Source organism: Streptomyces sp. B8-7, from assembly GCF_058833805.1.
On sequence record NZ_JBYRRL010000005.1, the window covers coordinates 260,923 to 285,548 of the forward strand.

Sequence of the window (24,626 nt, forward strand, 5' to 3'; positions counted from 1 at the left end):
CGGGGCTGCGCGCCGTGCGTGCACTTCGTCCCGCAGAGAACCCGATACCCGGAATACATGCCCCCGGAACAGGTTTCCCGCGTGGTCAGAGACTTCTCCTGTGTCACCGGCGGACCGGGGTCGGCCCGCACGGGTGTTGCCCTGGTACCCCTCGCTCACGCCCTGCCGCCCCTCGGTGACATCCGGTCAGACTCGCTGTGCGCTCCGGGCGTTGCCTCCACGCGCCCTTGCGGAGGACGATCCTACGTTTCACGCCCGGGGGCGCATCAAGGGTCTCATGAGGACACGTGCGCGGGCGTACGGTCCCAGTCGTCCGGCAGAGACGGTACCGTCCAGGACGCGTTCGGGCGCCAGTCCTGCCACCGGTCCGCGTACGGCGTCCCCCAGGACCGGATGTCCTCCACCGCGGCCCGGCCGGCCGCCCGCACCCGTCCGGCCAGCCCGGAGTCCACCAGGCCGTCGTGCTGTGCCTGCGCGAACTCGTCCTCGTCGCGCCAGTGCCAACTGCCGTCCGGATGGACCGAGATGTCCAGGAAATGGTCCTCCGAGTCAACACCGCCCACCCAACGGACCAGCGGCTCCTCCAGGTTGACGTACCAGTTCTTGAACTTCCAGCCCGGGTCCCAGAACAGCCACACCGACCAGGGCCGGCCGGGCCGGGCCAGCTTCAGCACGCCGGTGCCGGACCAGCGGTCGCGCTGCACCGCGCGCGGCCTGGTGTAGCGGGTCGGGAGCGGCTCCAGGTGCACCGGAGTGCCGTCCGCGAGCACCGGTTTCACGCACTCGGTGCCGGGGGCCAGCCAGACGGCGAGCAGTTCGGCGTCGTCGCGCACGACGGTGACGGGCCGTGCGATGTGGAAGCGGCTGCCGCCGTTCTCCCGGTAGCGCCACAGGATCTGACTGCCGGGCTCCCAGCGGGCAGCCGAACCGTCCGCCGTCCCGTGTCTCATCGCCGTACCGTCCGCCATGCGCAGATACTAGGGCGTGTTTCGAAAGTCCCGCCTGCCTGGCGGCGTCTGGCACGCACGCTCGCCGCGTTGTCGGGCTCGCCCCGATACATCCAGTATCGGGGCGACCCTCCGCCTTGCGATCGCACGCACCAGACGCCGCCAGACCTGCCCTTCGGGCAGACCACGCTACTTTCGAAACACGCCCTAGCACCGCGGCGGGCGACGCTCGCCCCGTCGCGACGCCCGGCACGCTCTCCCCACTGCCTTGAGGGCGCGGGCGGGGCCTCACGCGCCGCACCGTCCGAAAGCCCGGGTGCGTCCCGTACGGGTGCGTCCCGTACGGGTGCTCCGGGACGGGACGCCCCGGACTCCGGCCGGAGGCCTCGGTGCGGTCCGGCGCGGTCCCGGAGGGCGCGGCGCCGGGAGGGCGCGGCGCCGGCCCGCCCGGGTGCCTCAGGGGCGCGTCATGCGCAGCACGTCCAGTGCCTCGTCGAGCTGCTCCAGGGTGAGGTCGCCGCGCTCGACGTAGCCGCCCTCCAGCACGGCCGTACGGATCGTCTTGCGTTCGGCGAGCGCACGTTTGGCGACCTTCGCCGCCTCCTCGTAGCCGATGTACCGGTTCAGCGGGGTGATGACGGACGGCGAGGACTCCGCGTACTCGCGGGCCCGCTCGCGGTGGGCGACGATCCCGTCGACGGTCCGGTCGGCCAGCAGCCGCGCGACGTTGGCGAGCAGCCGCACCGACTCCAGCACGTTCCTCGCGATCACCGGGAGCATCACGTTCAGCTCGAAGTTCCCCGCCGCGCCGGCCGCGGCGACGGTGGCGTCGTTCCCGGTGACCTGTGCGGCGACCATGAGCACGGCCTCCGGGACGACCGGGTTGACCTTGCCGGGCATGATCGAGGAGCCGGGCTGGAGGTCGGGCAGGGAGATCTCGGCGAGCCCGGTGCGCGGACCGGAGGCCATCCAGCGCAGATCGTTGGCGATCTTCGTCAGGCCGACCGCGATCGTCCGCAGCTGTCCGCTGGTCTCGACGATCCCGTCCCGGGCGCCCTGGGCCTCGAAGTGGTCGCGGGCCTCGGTGAGCGGCAGGCCCGTGGTGCGGGCGACCTCCTCGATGACGGCCGCGGAGAAGCCGGGCGGCGTGTTGATCCCGGTGCCGACGGCCGTCCCGCCCAGCGGCAGTTCGGCCAGCCGCGGCAGCGAGGAACGCAGCCGCTCGACGCCGTAGCGCACCTGGGCCGCGTACCCGCCGAACTCCTGGCCCAGCGTCACGGGCGTGGCGTCCATCAGATGCGTACGGCCGGACTTCACCACGTCGGCGAACTCCGCGGACTTGCGCTCCAGCGCGGCCGCGAGGTGCTCCAGCGCGGGGATCAGGTCGCGGGTGACGGCGGCGGTGGCGGCGATGTGCAGGGACGAGGGGAACACGTCGTTGGAGGACTGCGAGGCGTTGACGTGGTCGTTGGGGTGGACGTCCCGGCCCAGCCGCTCGGTGGCCAGCGTCGCGACGACCTCGTTGGTGTTCATGTTGGACGAGGTGCCCGAGCCCGTCTGGAAGACGTCCACCGGGAAGTGCTCGTCCCAGCGGCCCTCGGCGACCTCCGCGGCGGCCTCCTGCACGGCCCGCGCGATGTCCGGATCGAGCACGCCCAGCCGGGCGTTGACCTTCGCGGCGGCGCCCTTGATCCGGGCGAGCGCCTCGATGTGGGCCCGCTCGATGCGTTGCCCGGAGACCGGGAAGTTCTCGATCGCGCGCTGGGTCTGGGCCCGCCACTTCGCGTGCGCGGGAACCCGCACCTCGCCCATGGAGTCGTGCTCGATGCGATAGCTCTGCTCTTCGTCGGCCACTGCCGATCACCTCCGTCCGTCACAGCATCCGGGACGCGACGGCTGTTCCCGGCGGGCACGCCGGGGCGCGGGCCAGGAGTCCGCCGTGCGGACCGGGGCGGGGCGGGAGGGCAGGCGGGGGGAGCCGGGGCAGGCGGAGGGTGAGGAGAGGGGAGTGAGGGGGGTGAGGGGGAGGAGAGGGGGTGGGGGGAGGAAGGGGAGGGGGTGCGGGGAGGGCGGCGGTCACCGGCCGCCGCCCTCCCCGCCGGGGCGGTGCTAGGGCGTGTTTCGAAAGTAGCGTCGTCTGCCCGAAGGGCAGGTCTGGCGGCGTCTGGTGCGTGCGATCGCAAGGCGGAGGGTCGCCCCGATACTGGATGTATCGGGGCGAGCCCGACAACGCGGCGAGCGTGCGTGCCAGACGCCGCCAGGCAGGCGGGACTTTCGAAACACGCCCTAGGCGAGCCCCGGGCCCCGCACCGGGATGGACGTGAACGTCGGCGCCGGGGCGGGGTCCTGGAAGAAGTCGCTGCCCTTGTCGTCCACCACGATGAACGCCGGGAAGTCCTCGACCTCGATCTTCCAGACGGCCTCCATGCCGAGCTCCTCGTACTCGACGACCTCGACCTTCTTGATGCAGTCCTGCGCGAGCCGCGCGGCCGGGCCGCCGATCGAGCCGAGGTAGAAGCCGCCGTGCGCGGCGCAGGCGTCGGTGACCTGCCTGCTGCGGTTGCCCTTGGCGAGCATCACCCGGGAGCCGCCGGCCGCCTGGAACTGCTCCACGTAGGAGTCCATGCGTCCGGCGGTGGTCGGACCGAAGGACCCCGACGCGTATCCCTCGGGCGTCTTCGCGGGGCCGGCGTAGTACACCGGGTGGTCCTTCAGGTACTGCGGCATGTCCTCGCCCGCGTCCAGCCGCTCCTTGATCTTGGCGTGCGCGATGTCGCGGGCCACCACCAGCGGCCCGGTGAGCGACAGCCGCGTCTTGACCGGGTACTTGGTCAGTTCGGCGAGGATGTCGTCCATCGGCTGGTTGAGGTCGATGCGGACGGCGTCGCCCTCCTGCAGATGCTCGTCCGTGGTGTCGGGCAGGAAGCGCGCCGGGTCGGTCTCCAGCTGCTCCAGGAAGACGCCCTCGGCGGTGATCTTCGCGACGGCCTGCCGGTCGGCGGAGCAGGACACCGCGATGGCGACCGGGCAGGACGCGCCGTGCCGCGGCAGCCGGACCACCCGCACGTCGTGGCAGAAGTACTTGCCGCCGAACTGCGCGCCGATGCCGATCTTCTGGGTCAGCTCGAAGACCTTCTCCTCCAGCTCCTTGTCCCGGAAGCCGTGTCCCAGCTCCGAACCCTCCGCGGGGATCTCGTCCAGGTAGTGCGCGGAGGCGTACTTGGCGGTCTTCAGCGCGTACTCGGCGGACGTGCCGCCGACCACGATCGCCAGGTGGTACGGCGGGCAGGCGGCCGTACCGAGCGAACGGATCTTCTCCTCCAGGAACTTCATCATGGAGGCCTCGTTCAGGACGGCCTTCGTCTCCTGGTACAGGAAGGACTTGTTGGCCGAGCCGCCGCCCTTCGCCATGAACAGGAACTTGTAGGCGCCGCCGTCGGTGGCGTACAGCTCGATCTGCGCGGGCAGGTTGGAGCCGGTGTTCCGCTCCTCCCACATGGTGAGCGGGGCCATCTGCGAGTAGCGGAGGTTCAGCCGGGTGTAGGCGTCGAAGATGCCCCGGGACAGGGCCTCCTCGTCACCGCCCTCGGTGAGCACGTTCTGCCCGCGCTTGCCCATCACGATCGCGGTGCCGGTGTCCTGGCACATCGGCAGCACGCCGGCCGCCGCGATGTTCGCGTTCTTCAGCAGGTCCAGCGCGACGAACTTGTCGTTGCCCGACGCCTCGGGGTCGTCGATGATCCGGCGCAGCTGCGCGAGGTGCGCCGGGCGCAGGTAGTGCTGGATGTCGTGCACGGCCTCCTCGGCCAGCTTGCGCAGTGCCTCGGGCTCCACCCTGAGGAACGTCCGTCCGTCCGCCTCGAAGGTGGAGACGCCCTCGGCGGTCACCAGCCGGTACGGGGTGGTGTCCTCTCCCACGGGGAGCAGATCGGTGTACGCGAACGCGGGGCGGGCTGGGGGGGAACTGTGTGGCATGTCGCCCATTCCTCACTCGACAGACGGCGGCCGGCCTCCATGGGCGGGCGCACACCAGCGTAGAACCTGCCTCCGGCGGCGTACCGGTGAGGTAGGACTCAGTGGGGGCCGGCGAAAGGGTGTCGCGATCTATCGTGAGTGGGTACGCTGCTCCCGTGGACCTTCACCAGCAGACCGAAGCCGCATCCGGGCCGGGCCCCCGGCCTGCAGCCCGGCCCGCATCCCGGCCGGCCTCGCCGTCCGTCTCGCGGCCCGCCGCCGCGGGTGACCTGCGGGCCTCCGACGCCGACCGCGACCGGATCGCCGACCTTCTGCGCGAGGCGCTCGCCGAGGGCCGGCTCACCGCCGACGAGCACGCCGAGCGTGTCGAGGGCGTGCTGACCGCCCGCACGGTGGGCGAGCTGGAGGTCTTCATCCGGGATCTGCCCGCCGCCCAGGCGCCCCGACCCGGCGCGGCGCCGTACAGCGCCCCGAGCCACCCGACGGCCGGCGCGATCCCCGTCGACCCCGACGAGAACGTGGTGGCGGTGTTCGCCAGCGCCGTCCGCAAGGGCCGCTGGCGCGCGGGCCGCCGCATCCACGCCTACGCGGTCTTCGGCAGCGTCGAGATCGACCTCAGCGAGGCGCTGTTCGAGTACCAGCAGGTCGCGATCAAGGCGTTCTCGCTCTTCGGCAGCGTCGAGATCCGCGTCCCGGAGAACGTGTCCCTGCGCGGCAGCGGCGGCGGCGTGCTGGGAAGTTTCGAGGTGGCCCCACTGGACTCGGCCGACCCCGAGGCGCCCGTGGTGTTCGTGGAGGGCCGGGCCGTGCTCGGCAGTGTGGAGGCCTGGCCCCGTCGGGGAAGGACAGTCGCGGACATCCTCGATCGCGTCCAGTACAAAGTCGAAAAGAGTTTGCGCAAGCATCTCGGCCGCTGACGGCGTGAGCCGCCCGCCCTCCGCGGTTGCCAACTCCCTGCATAGGCACGCGTACAGCGGGTAGACCTTGCTGCATCGTCTCTCGCTCGCGAAGCCGTCGTCAGGAGTAGACCGTGCTGCAAACGCCGCATTCGTTCCGACAGGTAGCTGCCGTTCCGGACCAGCGGGTGCCAGCGCGGGACAGGGACCAAGACGCACCCTGGCACACCGAGGCGGTGTGCCGGCGCGACGAGGCCGGCCTGTTCTTCGCCCCCTCCAAGGAGCCCACCGCCGCCCGGCTGTCCCGCGAGGAGGCCGCCAAGCGGGTCTGCGCCCGCTGCCCCGTCATGATCGAGTGCCGTGAGCACGCCCTGCTCCAGCCCGAGCCCTACGGCGTCTGGGGCGGCCTCACCGCCGCCGAACGCCGTGTGGTGCTGGCCCGGCGGCGCCGTCGCGAGATGGAGCTCAAGAAGACGACCAGCGCGGCGGCCCGCATAGCGCAGGCGGGCTGAGCAGGACGGACGGCAGGGGGCGCCCCCTCCGCACAGGGGGCGCCCCTTTTCGATGCCGTGCTTCGACGGCGTGTTCCGGTGCCGTGGCTTGACGGCGTGGTTCGACGGCGTGGTTCGACGGTGTCCGCTACGCCCGGTCGCCGGCGCCGTCCGGCGTCACTTGGCCCGGTCGAAGTCGATCGCGCTGTAGGCCCGGAGCTTGCTCAGCCGGTGCTCGGAGTCGATCCGGCGCACCGTCCCCGACTTCGACCGCATCACGATCGAGTCCGTGGTGGCCGACTCCGACTGGTAGCGCACCCCGCGCAGCAGCTCGCCGTCGGTGATGCCGGTCGCGACGAAGAACACGTTCTCCCCGGTGACCAGGTCCTCCGTGGTCAGCACGCGGTCGAGGTCGTGTCCCGCGTCGATCGCCCGCTGCCGCTCCTCGTCGTCCTTGGGCCACAGCTTGCCCTGGATGGTGCCGCCCAGGCACTTCACCGCGCACGCCGAGATGATGCCCTCCGGCGTACCGCCGATGCCGAGCAGCAGGTCCACGCCGGTGCCCTCGCGCAGCGCCAGGATCGAACCGGCCACGTCGCCGTCGGAGATCAGCTTGATCCGGGCGCCGGTGTCCCGGATCTCCTTGATGACGCCCTCGTGCCGGGGGCGGTCCAGGATGACGACGGTGACGTCCTCCGGCGTGGCCCGCTTCGCCTTCGCGACCCGGCGGATGTTCACCGACACCGGCGCGTCGATGTCGACGAAGTCCGCGGCCTCCGGCCCGGTGACCAGCTTGTCCATGTAGAACACGGCGGACGGGTCGAACATGGAGCCGCGCTCGGTGGCCGCCAGCACCGCGATCGCGTTCGGCATGCCCTTCGCGGTCAGCGTCGTCCCGTCGATGGGGTCGACCGCGATGTCGCACTCGGGGCCCGTGCCGTCACCGACCCGCTCCCCGTTGAAGAGCATCGGCGCCTCGTCCTTCTCGCCCTCGCCGATGACGACCACGCCGTTCATCGACACGGTCGACACCAGGGTCCGCATGGCGCGCACCGCGGCACCGTCGGCGCCGTTCTTGTCGCCGCGCCCCACCCAACGGCCCGCGGCCATCGCGGCGGCCTCGGTCACCCGGACCAGTTCCAGGGCGAGGTTGCGGTCGGGGGCCTCGGAGGGGACGTCCAGCTCGGACGGCAAATGATGATGCTCGGTCATCGGAGCGCACCTTTCTGATACGACGACGGCCGGATGAGGGTTCTGGACGACGACTCTATCGTCAGGGCGACAAACTGAGCAGGGGGCCCCACGGATGAGCGGAGGGGGTCACCTGCGACCATGGGGGCGTGGCAGGCACCGACGGCAAGCAGAAGTCGGCCCGGGACATGATCCTCTCCCTGGGCCTCATCGTCCTGGCGGCACTGGTCGTCTACGCGTTCATCCCGCACGGCGACAGCGAACCCGACGTCAAGCGCGTCGACTACCGGGTCGAACTCCTCACGGCCCGCCGCGCGGCACCCTACGCCGTCGCGGCCCCCGAGGGCCTGCCCGACACCTGGAAGGCGACCTCGGTGCGCTTCAAGGGCGACCAGTTCGACGCCTGGCACCTCGGCTTCCAGGCCCCCGACGGCGAGTACGTGGCGATCGAGCAGTCCACGGACCGGCCGGCCGCGTTCATCGACCGCGCCAGCCTCGGCTCCCGGGAGACCGGCACCACCGCGGAGATCGACGGCCGCACCTGGACCCGCTGCACCGGCGGCCGCTACGACGCCCTCGTCCTGAAGGGTGACGACGGAGCCACCACCCTCGTCACCGGCACCGCCTCCTTCGCCCGCCTGACGGAAATGGCCGAGGCCCTGAAGCTGGCCTGAAGCCGGCCTGAGGGGACGGCCGCGACCGGCGGACACGACGGCGGCCGGCACGCTGCGACGGCCCGCGGGCCTCCCGCACGGGCCCCGCGCGACGGACGGGGCACCGCGGCGATCACCGGGGTGTGCCGCACCCCTGTGGCTCGCGACGTCCGACACGACACCGCGCCGCGCCACCGGACCACCCGGTCCCGTACGCGGGTGGTGCCCCGCCCGGCGACGCACCGCACCGGACGCCGCGAGCCGCGCCCGCCGGACCCTTCCGGCCGAAGCCCCGAGCAGGCCGGGCGAGGCCCACCGCGGTCCGGCGGCGCCCCGAAGGGGCGCGGGGAACACGCGAGACCGGCCACGACGGCGCCGCGGCCGGCCGACGGCACACCGCGACCTCCGGCGAGCCCCCGGCCGCGCCGCCGGGCGGCACCACGAGCCCCGGGCTGCGGGCGGACGGCGCCGCCCTCACGGCACCGCCCTGCGCCCGGCCGCCCCAGGGCCCTACGCCCCGCCGTCCTCGGCGTCGCCGCCCGTCTCCCCGGCCGGGCCGGACCCGCCGGACCCGCCGGACCCGGTCTCCGCTGCCAGAGCCGCGTCGAGGCGGGCGCGGGCGCCCTCCAGCCAGCGCCGGCACACCCGGGCGAGTTCCTCGCCGCGCTCCCAGAGCGCCAGGGACTCCTCCAGCGTCGTACCGCCCGCCTCCAGCCGCCGCACGACCTCGATCAGCTCGTCGCGCGCCTGCTCGTACCCGAGCGCCTCATCCACCTTGCCGGTCATCCGCCCACCCTAAGTTCTCTCCGGAGGTTCACTCCGGAGTCCTCTCCGGAGGTTCACTCCGGCTCGTCCCGTCCGCATCCGCCCCGCGTCTCCCGGGCCCTGCGTCTCCCGGGCCCCGCGTCTCCCGGGCCTGCGCCTCCCGGCCCGCGCCTCGCAGGCCCCGGGCTCTTCGACCCTCGTGTCCTTCCGGCCTCAGGCCCCGTCGCCCGGCTCGACCCGTACGGCGAACTCGCCCTCCGCCACCCGCGCGCGCAGCGCCTCACCCGCCGCGACCTCGTCCGGTGCGCGCACCGCGTGCCCGTCTCCGCGCTGGAGCACCGCGTAGCCACGCCTCAGAGTGGCCGCCGGGGAGAGCGCCACCACCCGCGCACGGGTGTGCGTCAGCTCGGACTCGGCCCGGTCCAGCAGATGCCCCAGACAGCGCCGGGACCGCTCCACCAGGGACGCCACCTGCGCGTCCCGCTCGCCGACCATCCGGTGCGGATCCTCCATCGACGGCCGGGCCAGCGCGTACGCCAGTCCGCGCTCCTCGCGGGCCAGGAAGGACTCCACGCTGCGCCGCGCCCGGTCGCGCAGCTGCCGCACCCGCTCCAGCTCCTCCCCGACGTCCGGCACCACCTTCTTCGCCGCGTCCGTGGGCGTGGAGGCGCGCAGGTCCGCGACCAGGTCCAGCAGCGGCTGGTCGGGCTCGTGCCCGATCGCGGACACCACCGGGGTACGGCAGGCGGCCACGGCCCGCACCAGCTGCTCGTCGGAGAACGGCAGCAGGTCCTCCACACTGCCGCCGCCCCGCGCGACGACGATCACGTCCACCTCGTCGAGCGCGTCGAGCTCCTTGACCGCCTGCACCACCTGCGGCACCGCGTGCACCCCCTGCACGGGCACGTTCCGCACCTCGAAGCGGACGGCCGGCCACCGGTGCCGGGCGTTCTCCAGCACGTCCCGCTCCGCCGCCGAGGCCCGCCCGCAGACCAGACCGACCAGCTGCGGCAGAAAGGGCAGCGGCCGCTTGCGCCCGGGGGCGAACAACCCCTCGGCGGCCAGCGTCCTCTTCAGCTGCTCCAGCCGTGCCAGCAGCTCCCCGACCCCCACGGGCCGTATCTCGGAGGCCCGCAGTGAGAGCTGGCCGCGCGGCGCGTACCACTCGGGCTTGGCCAGCACCACCACCCGGGCACCCTCGCTGACCACGTCCGCGACCGCGTCGAACACCTGCCGGTAGCAGGTCACCGCGACCGAGATGTCGTACGACGCGTCGCGCAGGGTCAGGAACACCACCCCGGCGCCCGGCCGCCGCGACAACTGGGTGATCTGCCCCTCGACCCACACGGCCCCCAGCCGGTCGATCCATCCCCCGATGAGCCGCGACACCTCGCCGACGGGCAGCGGGGACTCGGGACTCGTGTGCACAGCCATGCCGCGAGCGTAGCGGCCGGCACCGACAGTCCCGGCGCGCACGACGCCCCGGCACCGACAGTCCCGGCGCGCACGACGCCCCGGCACCCCGCCCGCCGGCCTCCCCGCCCCGGCCGGCCCGCCCTCCTCGCGGCCCGGCCGCCGGGACCGGCCCCGACCTGCCTCACCGGGACCATCCTCACCGGACGAGCCTCACTGGGACCGGCTTCACCGGGACCGGCCTCACCGGGACCGGTCCGCCGGCAGCACCCGTCTACGGGTCCCCGCCCCGCCGCGCGTCCCCGCCCGCCGACTCGTTGCCCTGCCGCTGCCGCTGCCGCTGCCGCTGCCGCTGCCGCTGCCGCTGCCGCTGCCGCTGCCGCTGCCGCTGCCGCTGCCGCCGTGCCGCGTCCGCCGCCGTGCGGCCGCGTTGCGCCACGAGCACGGCCAGCCCGACGGCCAGCCAGACGGCGCCGGCCGCCTGGGCCGCTCCGGACGCCGCCACGATCACCGCGACCGTGATCACCGCCCCGGCCACCGGCAGCAGCACATGCCGCCACCAGCGGACCGGGCCGCCCCGGCGGCGCACCGCGAACCAGGCCACCACGCTCGCGTGCAGCAGGGTGAACGCCGAGAGCGCGCCGATGTCGACGACCGACACCAGCTGATCCACGCCGTCGCCGCGGCGGGCCGCCCACACGGCCGCGACCAGCGTGACCACGGCGGCGCAGGCGACCGCGCGGCGCGGCACCCCGCCGTCCGTCCGCGCCAGGGCCCGCGGCAGGCGCCCGTCCCGGCCCATCGCGAACAGCAGCCGCCCCGCCGCGGCCTGCCCGGCGAGCGCGGCGAAGGCGGCGCCGACCGCCTTGCTGACGGCCACCAGGTCGTGCAGCCAGGTGCCCACCGACGCGTCCACGGCGTCGTAGAAGGCGGTCCCCTGCCGCTCGGGGTCCGCGGCCAGCGCGGCCGAGGACACCGGCTCCAGCAGCGCCACCAGATACGTCTGGGCCACGAACAGCACGCCCGCCAGGGCGAGGCAGAACAGCACCGCCCGGGCCACCTTCGCGGATCCTCCGGTGACCTCCTCGGCGAAGGAGGCGACCGCGTCGAAGCCCAGATACGACAGCACCGCCACCGACACCGCCCCGACGACCGCGGCCACCGAGAACGCGCCCTGGCCGCCGTCCCCCGTCAGCGGGGACAGCCAGCCCCGCTCGGCACCGTCCCGCCCGAGCACCACCGCCGCCGACCCCACGAACACCAGCAGGACGGCCACCTCCATCGCCAGCACCAGGAAGCCCACGCGCGCCGCGGCCCGTACGCCCCACAGGTTCAGCAGCGTCGTCACCAGGACCGCGAGCGCCGTCCACACCCAGCGCGACACCTCGGGGACCAGAGCCTCCATCGCGATCCCGGAGAACAGGTAGGCGACCGCCGGGATCAGCAGATAGTCGAGCAGCGCCATCCACCCGGCGACGAAGCCCGCCTGCGGCCCGAGCGCCACGTGCGCGTAGGCGAACACGGAACCCGCCTGCGGCACGACCCGCACCATCTGCGCGTAGCTGGCCGCGGTGAACGCCATGGCGACCGTGGCGGCCACGTACACCAGCGCCACCGCGCCGTGCGAGCGGGCGTCCAGGGCACCGAACACGCCGACCGGCGCCATCGGGGCGATGAACAGCAGCCCGTACACGACCAGGTCCCGCAGCCCCAGGCTCCGCCGGAGCCGGTGCCGCGCGTCCGCCGCGGGAACCTGTGTGCCCATGTCGGACATCGGTTCCTCCGCACGTCGCTCCCTGACCGCCGACCGGCTTTCCCGTGCCAGTCTCACGGGCGGCGGGGCGGGCACGCGATCCCGGAGCCGCCGAACGCGGCCTTACGATGGGTGTCATGACTGCTTCGCCTGGCCGCCGTGTCCTGCTCGCCGCCCCCCGTGGCTACTGCGCGGGTGTGGACCGCGCCGTGATCGCCGTCGAGAAGGCCCTGGAGCAGTACGGGGCCCCGGTGTACGTCCGGCACGAGATCGTCCACAACAAGTACGTCGTGCAGACCCTGGAGAAGAAGGGCGCGATCTTCGTCGAGCAGACGCAGGAGGTGCCGCCGGGCAACATCGTGATGTTCTCCGCGCACGGTGTCGCCCCCGTCGTCCACGAGGAGGCCGAGCGCGGCCGGCTCGCCACCATCGACGCCACCTGCCCCCTGGTCACCAAGGTCCACAAGGAAGCCGTCCGCTTCGCCGACGAGGACTACGACATCCTCCTGATCGGGCACGAGGGCCACGAGGAGGTCATCGGCACCTCCGGGGAGGCCCCCGACCACATCCAGCTGGTCGACGGCCCCGACGACGCCGCCGGGGTCGAGGTCCGCGACCCGTCGAAGGTGGTCTGGCTGTCCCAGACCACGCTGTCCGTCGACGAGACCATGGAGACGGTGGACGCGCTCAAGCAGAAGTTCCCCCAGCTGCTGTCCCCGCCGAGCGACGACATCTGCTACGCCACGCAGAACCGGCAGCTGGCCGTGAAGCAGATGGGCGCCGACGCCGACCTGGTCGTCGTCGTCGGCTCCCGCAACTCCTCCAACTCCAAGCGCCTGGTCGAGGTCGCCAAGCTGGCCGGGGCCCGTGCCGCCCACCTGGTGGACTTCGCGCAGGAGATCGACGAGGCCTGGCTGGAGGGCGTGACCACGGTCGGCGTCACCTCGGGCGCGTCCGTGCCGGAGGTGCTCGTCGAGGAGGTCCTGGAGTGGCTCGCCCGGCGCGGCTACGAGGACGTCGAGCTGGTCAAGGCCGCCGAGGAGTCCATCACCTTCTCCCTGCCGAAGGAGCTCCGCCGGGACCTGCGCGCCCAGGCGGCCGCCCTGGTCGCCGAGCGGGGCGGCAGCGGGGCGGGCGGCCCCGAAGAGGCCGCGGAGGGCGACGCGGAGAGCGACGGCACGGGTGCCGGGGACGCCCCGGCGGCAGCGGACACCGCGGCCGCCGCCGACGCCTCCGCTTCCGGGAAGTGACCGTCAGTCCTCCGTCGTAACGTGGAGCCATGCAGATCTTCGGCGTGGACATCGGCGGATCGGGCATCAAGGGTGCCCCAGTGGACCTCGACCTGGGCGACCTCGCCGAGGAGCGGCACAAGGTGCTCACCCCGCACCCGGCCACCCCGGACGCGGTGGCCGACGGGGTGAAGGAGGTCGTGGACCACTTCGGCTGGACGGGTCCGGTCGGCGTCACCTTCCCGGGAGTCGTCACCGGCCACTCCACGATCCGCACCGCGGCCAACGTCGACAAGGGCTGGATCGACACCGACGCGCGCGCCCTGCTCGGCGAGCGGCTGGGCGGCCCGCACGTGACGGTGGTCAACGACGCGGACGCGGCGGGCGTCGCCGAGATGCACTTCGGGGCCGGCCGCGGCCGCAAGGGCACGGTCATCCTCCTCACCTTCGGCACCGGCATCGGCAGCGCCGTGTTCACCGACGGCGTGCTGGTGCCCAACTCCGAGCTGGGCCACCTGGAACTGCACGGTCACGACGCGGAGAAGCGGGCCTCCAGCAAGGCCAAGGAGGACCACGACCTGTCCTGGGAGCACTGGGCGCACCGGGTCAGGAAGTACCTCGCCCACGTGGAGATGCTGTTCTCCCCGGAGCTCTTCATCGTCGGCGGCGGCGTCAGCCGCAAGTCCCACAAGTTCCTGCACTACATCGAGGGCATCAGAGCGGAGATCGTCCCGGCACAGCTGCAGAACAACGCGGGCATCGTGGGCGCGGCGATGCGCGCGGCGGAGGAGTCGGGGGCGTAGCCGTTCCGGGCCGCGCCGCCGGGCCCCCTCCGGGGCCTCCGTGCGGCCCGGAGGCCGCGGGAGGCCCGGGAGGGTGCCTTTCCGGGGCTCAGGCACCCCCCGGGGCGCGCCCTCCTGCGGCGCGAGCGCCTCCGACGCCGTCCCTCCCGGAACCGGCCGCACGGTCCCGGGGGACCGCCGGGCGCCGGGGCGCGGGGCGCAGTGCGCGTACGGTCACGATCAGACCGGCCACCAGTGTCCCGCCGTAGAGCCATCCGGCCTGCGTGGCGAGGGCCGTGAACAGGCCCACCAGCCGCCCGGTGAGTCCCTCCCCGCCGGCGAGGGGCACCAGCCCCGCCGCGAAGGCGATGGGCACGACGACGGGGGCGGCCACCAGGTCGCCCCGCCGGACCCAGCACGCGGTCGGCACGCACACCAGCAGGAACAGCACGCCGTACACGGTGAGCGAGGCACCGGTCAGCAGCCGGTCGAGGGAGCCGGCGGCGACGGTCGCGGTCGAGCAGAACAGTCCGCCGCCCAGCCCGGTGAGCCGCGGCCCGGGCGGCCGGCGCCGGAGCCGGCCGGGCGGGGCGGCGGACCGGGGCGGGCGGCCGGCGGCCGCGCCCGCCCGCCCGCTCCGCCCGGCGGCACCGCCACCCGAGGGGCCGGGACGGCCGCGGGGCGGCCGTACTCCGTCGCGCGGGGAGTCGTCGCTCCGGCGAGAGCGCTCACTTCGGGGGGAGTCGTCGCCCACGGGGGCCGGGCCGTCCTGCGGAGCGCGGGGCCCGGCGGACGCCCGGCGGGTCCGGCGGGGCGCCGACGGGGGGACGGAGAGGCGGTCCGGGCGGTCACCCGGACCGCCGGAGCCGGCCTGGGGCGGCAGCGCGGGCGTGCCGCGGCGCGGACCGGACCGGTCGGGGCGAGTCCTGTGTTGCTCCACTGAACCAACTTAGGTCCGCTTATGTGTCGAACGACCCTTCAGACACGCCGGGGCGGCGAGCCCGCCCGAGGGTTCGACCGAACGCGGGGAGCCGTTCCGGGCACCCCGTAGACTGGGGGATCGGCCAGGCTCTCGCGACTGGCCCCGGCCCGAAGGCCCCAGGCCCCGACGGCGCCCCCTGGCCCCTCTCACGTACGGGAAGACGCAACGTGTCGCTCACGATCGGAATCGTCGGCCTGCCGAATGTCGGCAAGTCGACCCTGTTCAACGCCCTGACCAAGAACGACGTGCTGGCGGCCAACTACCCGTTCGCCACGATCGAGCCGAACGTCGGCGTGGTGGGCGTACCCGACACCCGTCTGGCGAAGCTGGCGGAGATCTTCGGCTCGGAGCGGATCCTGCCGGCGACCGTGGACTTCGTGGACATCGCGGGCATCGTCCGCGGCGCCTCCGAGGGCGAGGGCCTGGGCAACAAGTTCCTCGCGAACATCCGCGAGTCCGACGCGATCTGCCAGGTCATCCGCGCCTTCAAGGACGAGAACGTCGTGCACGTCGACGGCAAGGTCTCGCCGAAGGACGACATCGAGACGATCAACACCGAGCTGATCCTCGCCGACCTCCAGACCATCGAGAAGGTCCTGCCGCGCCTGCAGAAGGAGTCGCGGATCAAGAAGGACGTGGCCCCGAAGGTGAAGGCCGTCGAGGAGGCGAAGGAGATCCTGGAGACGGGCGACACCCTCTTCTCCCGGGGCATCGTCCAGGGCAGCGAGCGGGCCGAGCTCCTGCACGACCTGCACCTGCTCACGACGAAGCCGTTCCTGTACGTCTTCAACGTCGACGAGGACGAGCTGACCGACGACGCGTTCAAGGACGAGCAGCGCGCCCTGGTCGCCCCCGCCGAGGCGATCTTCCTCAACGCCAAGCTGGAGGCCGACCTGGCCGAGCTGGACGAGGAGGAGGCCCTGGAGCTCCTGGAGTCCGTCGGCCAGCACGAGCCGGGCCTCGCCACCCTCGCCCGGGTCGGCTTCAACACCCTCGGCCTGCAGACCTACCTCACGGCCGGCCCCAAGGAGTCCCGCGCCTGGACCATCAAGAAGGGCGCCACGGCCCCCGAGGCGGCCGGTGTCATCCACACCGACTTCCAGAAGGGCTTCATCAAGGCCGAGGTCATCTCCTTCCCCGACCTCGTCGAAACCGGCTCCGTCGCCGAGGCCCGGGCCAAGGGCAAGGCCCGCATGGAGGGCAAGGACTACATCATGCAGGACGGCGACGTGGTGGAGTTCCGCTTCAACGTCTGACGAATCGTCAATAACTGTGCCCGGCAAGCTTGTTGGTGGGTCGGGCACAGTTCTGTCCGCAGGGAGTCCTGTGCCCCTGGGGTAGCGGCAGGTCTGGTCGGCGTGAGACTGCCTCAGACCTTGACGACCTCCACGGAAGGGCCGCACAGGAGTGTCAGGTCCTCGGGGTCGGACGTGAGGACGGTCACCGGCCGGGGTGCGTTGCGGGCGATGACGGCGAAGGCGGCATCGATGGCGTACTTGTGGCCGTGGAGGTGATGGGCGCGCAGAAGCGCGGCGGCCTGGTCGGTGATCTCCTTGGTGACGTCGTGAACGTCGACGCGGGAGAGGACCCACTTGATGCGGGCCGGGTGGATCCGCTCGTAGTCGGCCTCAAGGGTGGTCATGGCGCTGGTGGCAACACGGATGCCCTCCTCTGATGCCGCCTGGATCAGAGCCGTGACGGTGCGGTCCTTGCGGTAGAGCTTGGAGAGTCCTTCGCTGTCGAGCAGGAGGGTGCCGGGCATCAGGCGGCGGCACCGCCGGTCTGGCGGTGGTCGTGGCGCAGTAGCGCGCGGGCGGCCTCGACCTCCTCGTGGGTGAGCTCGTCGTTGTCGGTCTCGAAGTCGGCGACGATCTCCCGGAGCTTGTCCATGGCGACCCGCTGTTCGAGGGCCTCGGCGACGTAGGCGGAGAAACCGCCGGGTCCGACGTGAGCGCGTACGGCCTCGGCGAGGTCCTCGGGCAGGCTGATCGAATACTTCCTGCTACTACTCATGGTGCCGATCCTACCGGTGGTCGTAAGCCTTCGCGGGGTGAAAGGTCCCATGGGCGGACCGGCCGCAGGGAGTCAGCGGGGAGGCGCGATCAACGTTCTACGGGCCGGGCTGGTCCGTGGCGAAGCCCAACCGGCTCAGCGAGAAGCCACCCCCTTCAGGGGGTGGAGGAGTCACCAGGGATCGCAGGCGCCGCTGAATCGGGCGGCGCACACTGAAGTGAGTGCGATCCGCTCCGCGAGGTGATGCCGATGAGCCGCATCCTCTCTACCGGTTACGCCTTTCTCCTGGCACTGAGGTTTTCTCAGCGGTGATCACTTCCAGATTCCGTTGAGGACGAGGGCGGCGCGGGCGATGTCGCCGATCCGGCTGGGGCTGAGCGTGACACGTTGCAAGGTGCGCCATCGCTGCTTGAGCTCGGCGGCGGTCCGCTCGCCCAGGGCCCGGACATGCCGCAGCCACATGTTGAGCATGCGGGTATCGGTGTGAAGCGCCTGTTCGGACTTGCCTCTTGGGCGGCGGACCGGGATGCGAATGCCGATGCCCGCGCCGATGTAGCCCTTGTCCGCCAGGGTCGGCAGGCCCTCGGCCGCCGCCTTGTACAGGGCGGGCAGGGCGTGAATACGGGCGGCGGCGATGTCCGGGGTGGAGCCCGGCTCGACGTCGGAGGCCCACAGCGGGGTGCCGTCCGGGGCCGACAGGAACTGGATGTTGCCGCCGAACGCCTTGTGCTTCTGGCTGAACCACAGGTCATTCCCGTTGTCCCGGACGCCGGCGAGGCGGTCCGATTCGATCAGCGTGCCGTCCAGGACCACGTGCGTCATGCCCTCGCGCCGGCAGCGGGCGAGGACTTCGTGCAGGTCGGGGGCCTGGTAGGCGAGGACGTCGATGCCCTCGTGCAGGTAGCGGTAGCCGGTGGCCTGCGAGACCCCTGCATCGCGGGCCAGGCAGTGCACGCAGCCGCGCTCACGGAACCAGCGCAGCACCAGCACCGCCTGCCGGAACGGTCCGAGCGCACGCGAGCCCTTCGGCGTGCCGATCTGCCGCCGGTGGGCGGCCAGCAGCCGGGCGAGGAACTCGACGACGCGGCGCGGGACGTCGAGCGTGGCAACATAGGTGACCAACGTGAAGCCTCTGGTTCAACGGACGATCTTGTGAGAGAGACCTGTCCTACCAGGGGCTTCACGCCTGTCTGCGGCCAGGGACCTGTCTGCCCGATCCATTCCACGCCAAGCGGTTCACCCCTCTTCGCGGAGATCATTTCGCTGAGAAAACCTCAGTGTCCGGTGTACTGGGACGATGACCTACTTTAAGTCGTCGAGTCGGACGCGCAGGTCAGAAGGGGTCGGGCTCTGTCGAGTCCGACCTCTTCGTCGTCACCGTGCTGGATGGGTGCTGGATGTTCTGACGCATGGTCAGCGGTGGTCAGGTGTCGTAAACGGTGGACCGGTGCCCCACGTGTACGACCCGGACCAGCAGTTCCCCGTTGTCGATCGTGTAGACGACGCGGTAGTCGCCGACCCGTAGGCGTCGGCGATCTGGCTGGGACACGAGTGCGGTGGTGTTGAAGCCGAGCGGATCGCTTTCCAGCTTGGTCAGCTCGGTCAGTTTGGCCAGGATGCGCAGCGCCATGTCGCGGGGGATCTTCCGGAGCTCGGCCTGCGCCTCGGGGCGGAAGATGGAGCGACATCACGTCGCTGAGGTGGTCAGCATGCAGGCCGGGAGGGGCCGGACTGGAGAGCCCGGCCCCTTCGTCGATCCCGTGCCGGATCGGTGCCGGATGTTCTGACCCGGCGTCATCGGCGTTCAGGTGTCGCAGACGGTGGAGCGATGCCCGTCGTGCGCCACCCCCAGTACCAGCTCGTCGTTGTCGATCGTGTCCCAGCAGATCGGTCTCCAGCCCGGTCGGCCCAGTCGGCCCGGTCGGCCCAGTCAGCCCAGTCAGCCCAGTCGGCCCAGTCAGCCCGGTCCGCCGGGACCCGTCGGCCCGGGGCCGGGGGTCCGGGGGCCGGGCGGGCTTGGTCAGCATGCGGACCTCGCCGACCCTGCCCGGGCTTCGTCCCCCGGACGGGGCGGGTCGCCGCCGGAGGCCTGCTCAGGCGGCCGTCGGCCGGAGCTGGTGCGGCATGTTCCAGCCCTCGGCGAGCCTCGACGGGTGAACGTTGCGGCCGCCGCCGAAGAACTCGCAGAACTTCATGATCAGCGGGTCCCAGCCGAGCGGGTCCACGTGGTGCGTCCCCGGGATGACCAGGTCTTCCGCGACATGGGCGCGCAGCACCTCGACCTCGAAGGCGGTGGCGTGCGACTGAGGGCCGCCGAAGGGATGGGCCGAGACGACCCGGCACTCCAGCTGGACCGGACATTCCGCGGCCCGGGGGGCCCGGACCAGATCCGATGCCTGCTCGGTCAGGTGGGCCGCCGAGAACTTGTCCGGCTCGTACCGGTAGCCCTGCCTCTTCTTGTGGTCCGGCACGGCCGGCTTCCCGGTGGTGAGCGCGATCCGGTCGACGGAGTCGACCATCGCCGACGAGGGCAGGTTGAGCACGCACTCGCCCTCCCGCAGCAGGTTCGCGGTGGTCTGGGCGCTGTTGCCGAGACCGAGCATGCAGGACTGGCCCAGCCACCACGCCGAGGACATCGGCGCGAGGTTCGCCGTGCCGTCCTCGTTGCGTGAGCTGATCAGCACCACCGGAGTTCCGAAGTACAGGACCTTGAGCCCGGGGACGACGTGCATGCGCTGTGCCTTTCGCGAGGTGCCGGACGGACGGGCCCGCGATCGGGAACGCGAGCCTGCGCCGACCCTCTCGTGGGCGGGACCGACGGCACCGGCGGAAATGCGACCTCGCGCTCGGTGCGCGGCGTCGGCGGTCCCGGGCCCCCGCATGCCCGCGAGACGGGTGCGCACCTCGCGCACCGGCTCTGTGGACCGTGGCCGCGTCATGCGCCCGAGCGTGCGTACCGAGTGTCCCGTGCGGACACCGCGGCGGTCGGCTGCCCTGCCGCCGCGGTGGGCGCCGGGCGACTCCACACCGTGCCGGACCGGTGGTGCCGGCGACAGGACCGGACTCCGCGGCGAGCGCGCTCGCTGCGTGACGGCGTGGTCTCCCTTTGGCGGCACGGTGAAAGGGCAACGCCCTGCAGCGACGGACCGCGACTTGGGAGGATGCGGGGACGGCGAGAGAGGGGCGGGCGGGCGTGGGGCGTGCGGAGCGGGACGCGGTCGCGGGGGGAGCGCGACTGTACGAGGCGGCGCGGGCCGTGGTGGATGACCACGGACGGGCGGTCGAGGCGGTACGGGCGGCACTGAAGCCGCTGCACGACGCGGCGGTGAAGCAGGAGCTCGACGCGATGCCCGTGGCCCGGCTGCAGGACGTCACCGAGGGGCGGCTGCGGCTGGGGAACGTGGAGGCGGGCGGACCGGCCACGGTGGGCGGCGTGCTGGAGGCCGGGCCGTACCGGCTGCGGCAGATCGCCGGGGTCGGGCGGCGCACGGTCGATCAGCTGCTGGCCGCGGCTCACCGGCTCGCCGAGGCGCTGCACGAGACGGTGGCCGTCCACATCGACGTCGACCGGCCGGACCCGGGGACGACCGAGCTGGTCCGGGCCCTGCACGTGCTGGTGGAGGCGGGCCCGGACGCCCGGCGCGCGGTGGACCGGGCGACCGCTCTGTCGGAGCGGCTCGGCCCGCTGCTCTCGGATGCCGCGCCCGCCGCCGGCCGGCTGCGGATGCTGCTGACGGCCGGTGAGAGGAGGACCCGCGCGCTGGCCGCGGTGGCGGAGATCCGCTCGGTGGTGGAGGAGGCGGAGCGGACCGGTGTGCCCGGGCTGCTCGCCCAGGCCTCGGTGGACCTGCTGCGCGGTCCGTCCGGCGACGTCGCGGCCTGGGTGGACTTCGAGCTCCGTTCCGCGGAGTACTACAGCCTGCTCGCGGAGGTCTCCGGGCGGCCGCCCGACACCGCCGCCGCCGAGGGGCACGTGCCCGAGGGCATCGCCGAGCAGGTCCGGGCGCAGCCCCTGGACGACGCGCACCTGCGGGTCTCGCTGCGCGGCTACCAGGCGTTCGGTGCCCGGTTCGCCCTCGCGCAGCGCAGGGTGATCCTCGGCGACGAGATGGGCCTCGGCAAGACCGTCCAGGCCGTCGCCGTCCTCGCGCACCTGGCCGCGGCGGGGGAGGTCCGGTTCCTGGTCGTCTGCCCGGCGAGCGTTCTGGTGAACTGGACGCGGGAGATCGAGGCGCGCAGCACGCTGCGGGTGACGGTGCTGCACGGCCCCGAGCGGCACGACGCGTTCGCCCGCTGGAGGGAGCGGGGCGGGGTCGGGGTGACCACGTTCGACGCGCTGCGCGGGTTTGCCGCGCCGGACGGCGGCGAGGTCGCCCTGCTCGTGGTCGACGAGGCGCACGCGGTGAAGAACCCGCAGACCAAACGGTCGCAGGCGGTGGCGGCCTGGGTGGAGCGCTGTGAGCGCGCTCTGTTCATGACCGGCACCCCGATGGAGAACCGGGTCGGGGAGTTCCGCACCCTGGTCGGGATGCTCGACCGCGGTGTCGCCGAAGGGCTGGGGGCGTGGGAGGCGCCGGCTGGCCCGGCCGCGTTCCGCAGGGCCGTCGCCCCGGTCTATCTGCGCCGCAACCAGGAGGACGTGCTCACCGAGCTGCCCAGTCTCCAGCGCACCGACGAGTGGGAGGAGCCGAGCGCGTCGGACGAGGAGGCGTACCGGGACGCCGTACGGGCCGGGAACTTCATGGCGATGCGCAGAGCCGCCTACGCGCACCCGGAGAGATCGGCCAAACTGCTCCGGCTCCGCGAGATCGTGGGCGAGGCGGGGGAGAACGGACTGAAGACGGTGGTCTTCTCCTCCTTCCGGGACGTGCTGGGTGTGGTGGGCGGGGCGCTGGCCGGTGCCCCGGTGTTCGGTCCGCTCGACGGCGGTGTCCCGCCCGTGCGGCGGCAGCGGATCGCCGACGAGTTCGCGGCCGTCGCGGGACCGGCGGTGCTGCTGGCGCAGATCCAGGCGGCGGGTGTCGGGCTCAACCTGCAGGCCGCGTCCGTCGTGGTCCTCTGCGAACCGCAGGTCAAGCCGACCGCCGAGCACCAGGCGGTGGCGCGGGCCCACCGCATGGGGCAGGTCAGGCCGGTCCGGGTGCACCGGCTGCTCGCGACGGGAGGGGTGGACGAGCGCATGGTCGGGATGCTGGAGCGGAAGGCCCGCCTGTTCGACGCCTATGCCCGGCGCAGCGCCGTGGCGGAGGCCACGCCGGACGCGGTCGACGTGTCGGACACGGAGCTGGCCCGGCGGATCGTGGAGGAGGAGCAGGCCCGCCTGGGCGTGGCGGCCGAGGCCGTGCGTCAGCCGGCGGACTGACGGGGCGCGGCGGCGGCGGTCCACGGCCCGCCGGCCGACCCGCTCCGCCCGCCGCCCCGGTCCGGGGCCGCGCGGGTGCGGGCGCCGCAGGGTTCGTCCGGACCCGCCGGAGGCCGCCGGGGGACCCGGCGCCCGGGGTGTCTTCGCCGCGGCGTCCGACCAGGCCGCCGGACGACGGGCGGGGCGGGGCGCGGGAGTCCGGCCGCTCCGGGGGCCCGGGTGCGCCGGCAGGCCTCCCGGGGCCGGTCACAGGGGCCCGGGACGGCGGGGGCGTCGTCGCCGGAGGAGGTGCCCGCGCCCGGCCCGGACGAGCTCCAGATGTGACGGAGTGTCATGTCAGTTGTGTGGCGGGCTTGTTACGTCGCTGCGGGACCCCTTGTGCAATTCCTCCTGAACCCTCAATCTTTCGGCTGACGCATGGGAGCGCACAGCGGATTGTCATGCCCCTGTCGTGCTCTGCGGTGTCTGCTCGACGCACCATCCCCCACCAGCAGCGCACCACCGATTGAGGAGGACCCCTCAGATGGCAGCGATGCGTAACTCCGGCGGAATCCCCAGGCGGTCCCCGCGGCGAAGAGTGGCCGCGATCGGCATGGCGGCCACAGCCGCGCTCGCCGCAGGCCTCGTCTCCGCCCTGCCCGCCGGGGCGGCACCCGCCGCGTCCGAAGGCCGTATCCAGTACGAGGGCGCGGCGAACGCCGTCGCCGACAGCTACATCGTGACGCTCAAGGCCGACCGGGCCCGCTCCGGCACCGCCACGGGGCGCGCCGTGGCCGCCAAGTACGGGGCCACGATCGAGCGGACGTACCAGAAGGCGCTCAACGGGTACGAGGTCGAGGCCAGCGCCGCCGAGGCGAAGCGGCTCGCGGCCGACCCGGCCGTCGCCTCCGTGGTGCAGAACCGCACCCTCCACATCGACGGGACCCAGCCCAGCCCGCCCTCCTGGGGCCTGGACCGCATCGACCAGCGGAACCTCCCGCTGAACAACTCGTACACCTACCCGGACTCCGCCGGGCAGGGCGTGACCGCGTACATCATCGACACCGGTGTCCGCATCACCCACAACGACTTCGGCGGCCGCGCCTCCTACGGCTACGACGCCATCGACGACGACAACACCGCGCAGGACGGCCACGGACACGGCACCCATGTGGCCGGCACGGTCGCCGGCAGCTCCTACGGCGTCGCCAAGAAGGCCAAGATCGTCGGTGTGCGCGTGCTGAACAACTCCGGTTCGGGCACCACCGCCCAGGTCGTCGCGGGCATCGACTGGGTCGCCCAGAACGCCGTGAAGCCGGCCGTCGCCAACATGTCGCTCGGCGGCGGCGCCGACACCGTGCTGGACAACGCCGTGCGCAACGCCATCGCCTCGGGCGTCACGTTCGCCGTCGCGGCCGGAAACGAGTCGACCAACGCCTCGACCCGCTCGCCCGCACGGGTGTCCGAGGCCATCACCGTCGGCGCCACCACCAGCTCCGACTCCCGGGCCAGCTACTCCAACTACGGCTCGTCGCTGGACCTGTTCGCGCCGGGCTCGTCGATCACCTCGGCGTGGAACAGCAGCGACAGCGCCACCAACACGATCTCCGGTACGTCGATGGCGACCCCGCACGTCGCCGGAGCGGCGGCCCTGTACCTCGCCGACAACCCCTCGTCGACGCCCTCGCAGGTGAGCACCGCCCTGGTGAACGCCGCGACCCCGAACGTGGTCTCCGGCCCCGGCAGCGGCTCACCGAACCGGCTCCTCCACGTCGGCGGCGGCACCACCACGCCGCCCGGGCCGCGCTTCGAGAACACCGGTGACTACACGATCAGCGACCACTCCACCGTCGAGTCGCCGATCACCGTCTCCGGGGTCTCCGGCAACGCGCCCGCCTCGCTGGCCGTCGAGGTGCACATCGTGCACACCTACATCGGCGACCTCCAGATCCAGCTGATCGCCCCCGACGGCAGCGCCTACACGCTCAAGTCGTACGGCACCGGCGGCAGCTCGGACAACATCGACACCACGTACACCGTGAACGCCTCCTCCGAGACGGCCAACGGCACGTGGAAGCTCAGGGTCAGCGACAACTACACGTGGGACACGGGCTACATCAACGCCTGGGCCCTCCAGTTCTGACACCCGACCCGGCAACTCCGGCCTGACCACTCGTCCTCGCGGACCGGCTCCC

General features: G+C 72.8%; 21 protein-coding genes. 8 read left to right on the top strand and 13 right to left on the bottom strand.

The window, feature by feature from the left end; translation table 11 throughout:
- Positions 1-275: 275 nt before the first annotated feature.
- The 3 genes from fomD to AC5K6T_RS25400 all read right to left on the bottom strand — a co-directional run bounded on the left by fomD (position 276) and on the right by AC5K6T_RS25400 (position 4,922).
- The gene (gene fomD / locus AC5K6T_RS25390; RefSeq protein ID WP_493212546.1) at positions 276-968 is read right to left on the bottom strand and encodes a cytidylyl-2-hydroxypropylphosphonate hydrolase; all 693 of its coding nucleotides are present in this window, start codon (positions 966-968) and stop codon (positions 276-278) included.
- 435 nt (positions 969-1,403) lie between these two features.
- Entirely contained in the window at positions 1,404-2,801 is a 1,398-nt protein-coding gene (locus tag AC5K6T_RS25395; protein WP_493212548.1) for a class II fumarate hydratase, read from the bottom strand.
- A gap of 432 nt (positions 2,802-3,233) precedes the next feature.
- Positions 3,234-4,922 carry a fumarate hydratase gene (locus AC5K6T_RS25400; RefSeq protein WP_493212550.1) on the bottom strand — a complete coding sequence of 563 codons (1,689 nt, stop codon included), beginning with the start codon at positions 4,920-4,922 and terminating at the stop codon, positions 3,234-3,236.
- 155 nt (positions 4,923-5,077) lie between these two features.
- On the opposite strand from AC5K6T_RS25400, the gene AC5K6T_RS25405 reads away from it, so the two are divergent.
- Both AC5K6T_RS25405 and AC5K6T_RS25410 read left to right on the top strand, forming a co-directional pair.
- Positions 5,078-5,839 (top strand): DUF1707 SHOCT-like domain-containing protein, encoded by a 762-nt coding sequence (locus AC5K6T_RS25405; RefSeq protein WP_493212551.1) that lies wholly within the window; start codon positions 5,078-5,080, stop codon positions 5,837-5,839.
- 113 nt (positions 5,840-5,952) lie between these two features.
- A complete protein-coding gene (locus tag AC5K6T_RS25410; protein ID WP_493212553.1) occupies positions 5,953-6,330 on the top strand; it encodes a WhiB family transcriptional regulator in 378 nt (125 codons plus the stop codon).
- Between the two features lie 156 nt (positions 6,331-6,486).
- Here AC5K6T_RS25410 and glpX read toward each other — a convergent pair whose 3' ends face one another.
- A complete protein-coding gene (gene glpX, locus AC5K6T_RS25415) occupies positions 6,487-7,521 on the bottom strand; it encodes a class II fructose-bisphosphatase (protein ID WP_493212555.1) in 1,035 nt (344 codons plus the stop codon).
- Between the two features lie 128 nt (positions 7,522-7,649).
- Here glpX and AC5K6T_RS25420 point away from each other — a divergent pair, with 128 nt between their 5' ends.
- The gene (locus AC5K6T_RS25420) at positions 7,650-8,174 is read left to right on the top strand and encodes a DUF4245 domain-containing protein (RefSeq protein ID WP_493212557.1); all 525 of its coding nucleotides are present in this window, start codon (positions 7,650-7,652) and stop codon (positions 8,172-8,174) included.
- A 489-nt stretch (positions 8,175-8,663) separates the two neighbouring features.
- Here AC5K6T_RS25420 and AC5K6T_RS25425 read toward each other — a convergent pair whose 3' ends face one another.
- The 3 genes from AC5K6T_RS25425 to AC5K6T_RS25435 form a co-directional block, all read right to left on the bottom strand.
- Positions 8,664-8,939, bottom strand: coding sequence for an exodeoxyribonuclease VII small subunit (locus AC5K6T_RS25425; RefSeq protein WP_493212558.1), 276 nt, complete (start codon positions 8,937-8,939; stop codon positions 8,664-8,666).
- 192 nt (positions 8,940-9,131) lie between these two features.
- Positions 9,132-10,352 (bottom strand): exodeoxyribonuclease VII large subunit, encoded by a 1,221-nt coding sequence (xseA, locus tag AC5K6T_RS25430; RefSeq protein WP_493212560.1) that lies wholly within the window; start codon positions 10,350-10,352, stop codon positions 9,132-9,134.
- Positions 10,353-10,605: 253 nt separating this feature from the next.
- Positions 10,606-12,105: an APC family permease gene (locus AC5K6T_RS25435; RefSeq protein ID WP_493212561.1), complete on the bottom strand. Its 1,500-nt coding sequence runs from the start codon at positions 12,103-12,105 to the stop codon at positions 10,606-10,608.
- A gap of 107 nt (positions 12,106-12,212) precedes the next feature.
- Here AC5K6T_RS25435 and AC5K6T_RS25440 point away from each other — a divergent pair, with 107 nt between their 5' ends.
- Together AC5K6T_RS25440 and ppgK are read left to right on the top strand one after the other, a co-directional pair.
- Positions 12,213-13,334: a 4-hydroxy-3-methylbut-2-enyl diphosphate reductase gene (locus tag AC5K6T_RS25440; protein ID WP_493212562.1), complete on the top strand. Its 1,122-nt coding sequence runs from the start codon at positions 12,213-12,215 to the stop codon at positions 13,332-13,334.
- Positions 13,335-13,363: 29 nt separating this feature from the next.
- Entirely contained in the window at positions 13,364-14,116 is a 753-nt protein-coding gene (gene ppgK, locus AC5K6T_RS25445; protein WP_493212563.1) for a polyphosphate--glucose phosphotransferase, read from the top strand.
- Between the two features lie 88 nt (positions 14,117-14,204).
- Here the strand turns inward: ppgK and AC5K6T_RS25450 are convergent, their stop codons facing one another.
- The gene (locus AC5K6T_RS25450; RefSeq protein ID WP_493212565.1) at positions 14,205-14,849 is read right to left on the bottom strand and encodes a DUF6542 domain-containing protein; all 645 of its coding nucleotides are present in this window, start codon (positions 14,847-14,849) and stop codon (positions 14,205-14,207) included.
- A gap of 395 nt (positions 14,850-15,244) precedes the next feature.
- Here AC5K6T_RS25450 and ychF point away from each other — a divergent pair, with 395 nt between their 5' ends.
- Complete coding sequence (gene ychF / locus AC5K6T_RS25455; protein WP_493212566.1) at positions 15,245-16,333, top strand: redox-regulated ATPase YchF; 1,089 nt, start codon at positions 15,245-15,247, stop codon at positions 16,331-16,333.
- 113 nt (positions 16,334-16,446) lie between these two features.
- Here the strand turns inward: ychF and AC5K6T_RS25460 are convergent, their stop codons facing one another.
- The 5 genes from AC5K6T_RS25460 to AC5K6T_RS25480 all read right to left on the bottom strand — a co-directional run bounded on the left by AC5K6T_RS25460 (position 16,447) and on the right by AC5K6T_RS25480 (position 19,822).
- Positions 16,447-16,839: a DNA-binding protein gene (locus AC5K6T_RS25460; RefSeq protein ID WP_384872919.1), complete on the bottom strand. Its 393-nt coding sequence runs from the start codon at positions 16,837-16,839 to the stop codon at positions 16,447-16,449.
- Positions 16,839-17,090, bottom strand: coding sequence for a hypothetical protein (locus AC5K6T_RS25465; RefSeq protein WP_493212568.1), 252 nt, complete (start codon positions 17,088-17,090; stop codon positions 16,839-16,841). Before AC5K6T_RS25465 ends, AC5K6T_RS25460 begins: the two co-directional genes overlap by 1 nt.
- A gap of 312 nt (positions 17,091-17,402) precedes the next feature.
- On the bottom strand, positions 17,403-18,212 hold the full coding sequence (locus AC5K6T_RS25470) for a transposase family protein (RefSeq protein WP_493212570.1): 810 nt from the start codon (positions 18,210-18,212) through the stop codon (positions 17,403-17,405).
- Positions 18,213-18,513: 301 nt separating this feature from the next.
- Positions 18,514-18,768: a type II toxin-antitoxin system RelE family toxin gene (locus AC5K6T_RS25475; RefSeq protein WP_493213463.1), complete on the bottom strand. Its 255-nt coding sequence runs from the start codon at positions 18,766-18,768 to the stop codon at positions 18,514-18,516.
- Positions 18,769-19,183: 415 nt separating this feature from the next.
- On the bottom strand, positions 19,184-19,822 hold the full coding sequence (locus AC5K6T_RS25480; protein ID WP_493212572.1) for a flavin reductase family protein: 639 nt from the start codon (positions 19,820-19,822) through the stop codon (positions 19,184-19,186).
- Positions 19,823-20,283: 461 nt separating this feature from the next.
- Between AC5K6T_RS25480 and AC5K6T_RS25485 the strand changes: the two genes are divergently transcribed.
- Complete coding sequence (locus tag AC5K6T_RS25485; RefSeq protein WP_493212574.1) at positions 20,284-22,452, top strand: DEAD/DEAH box helicase; 2,169 nt, start codon at positions 20,284-20,286, stop codon at positions 22,450-22,452.
- 523 nt (positions 22,453-22,975) lie between these two features.
- Positions 22,976-24,574, top strand: a complete 1,599-nt coding sequence (locus AC5K6T_RS25490; protein WP_493212575.1) for a S8 family peptidase — start codon at positions 22,976-22,978, stop codon at positions 24,572-24,574.
- The last annotated feature ends 52 nt before the right edge of the window (positions 24,575-24,626 follow it).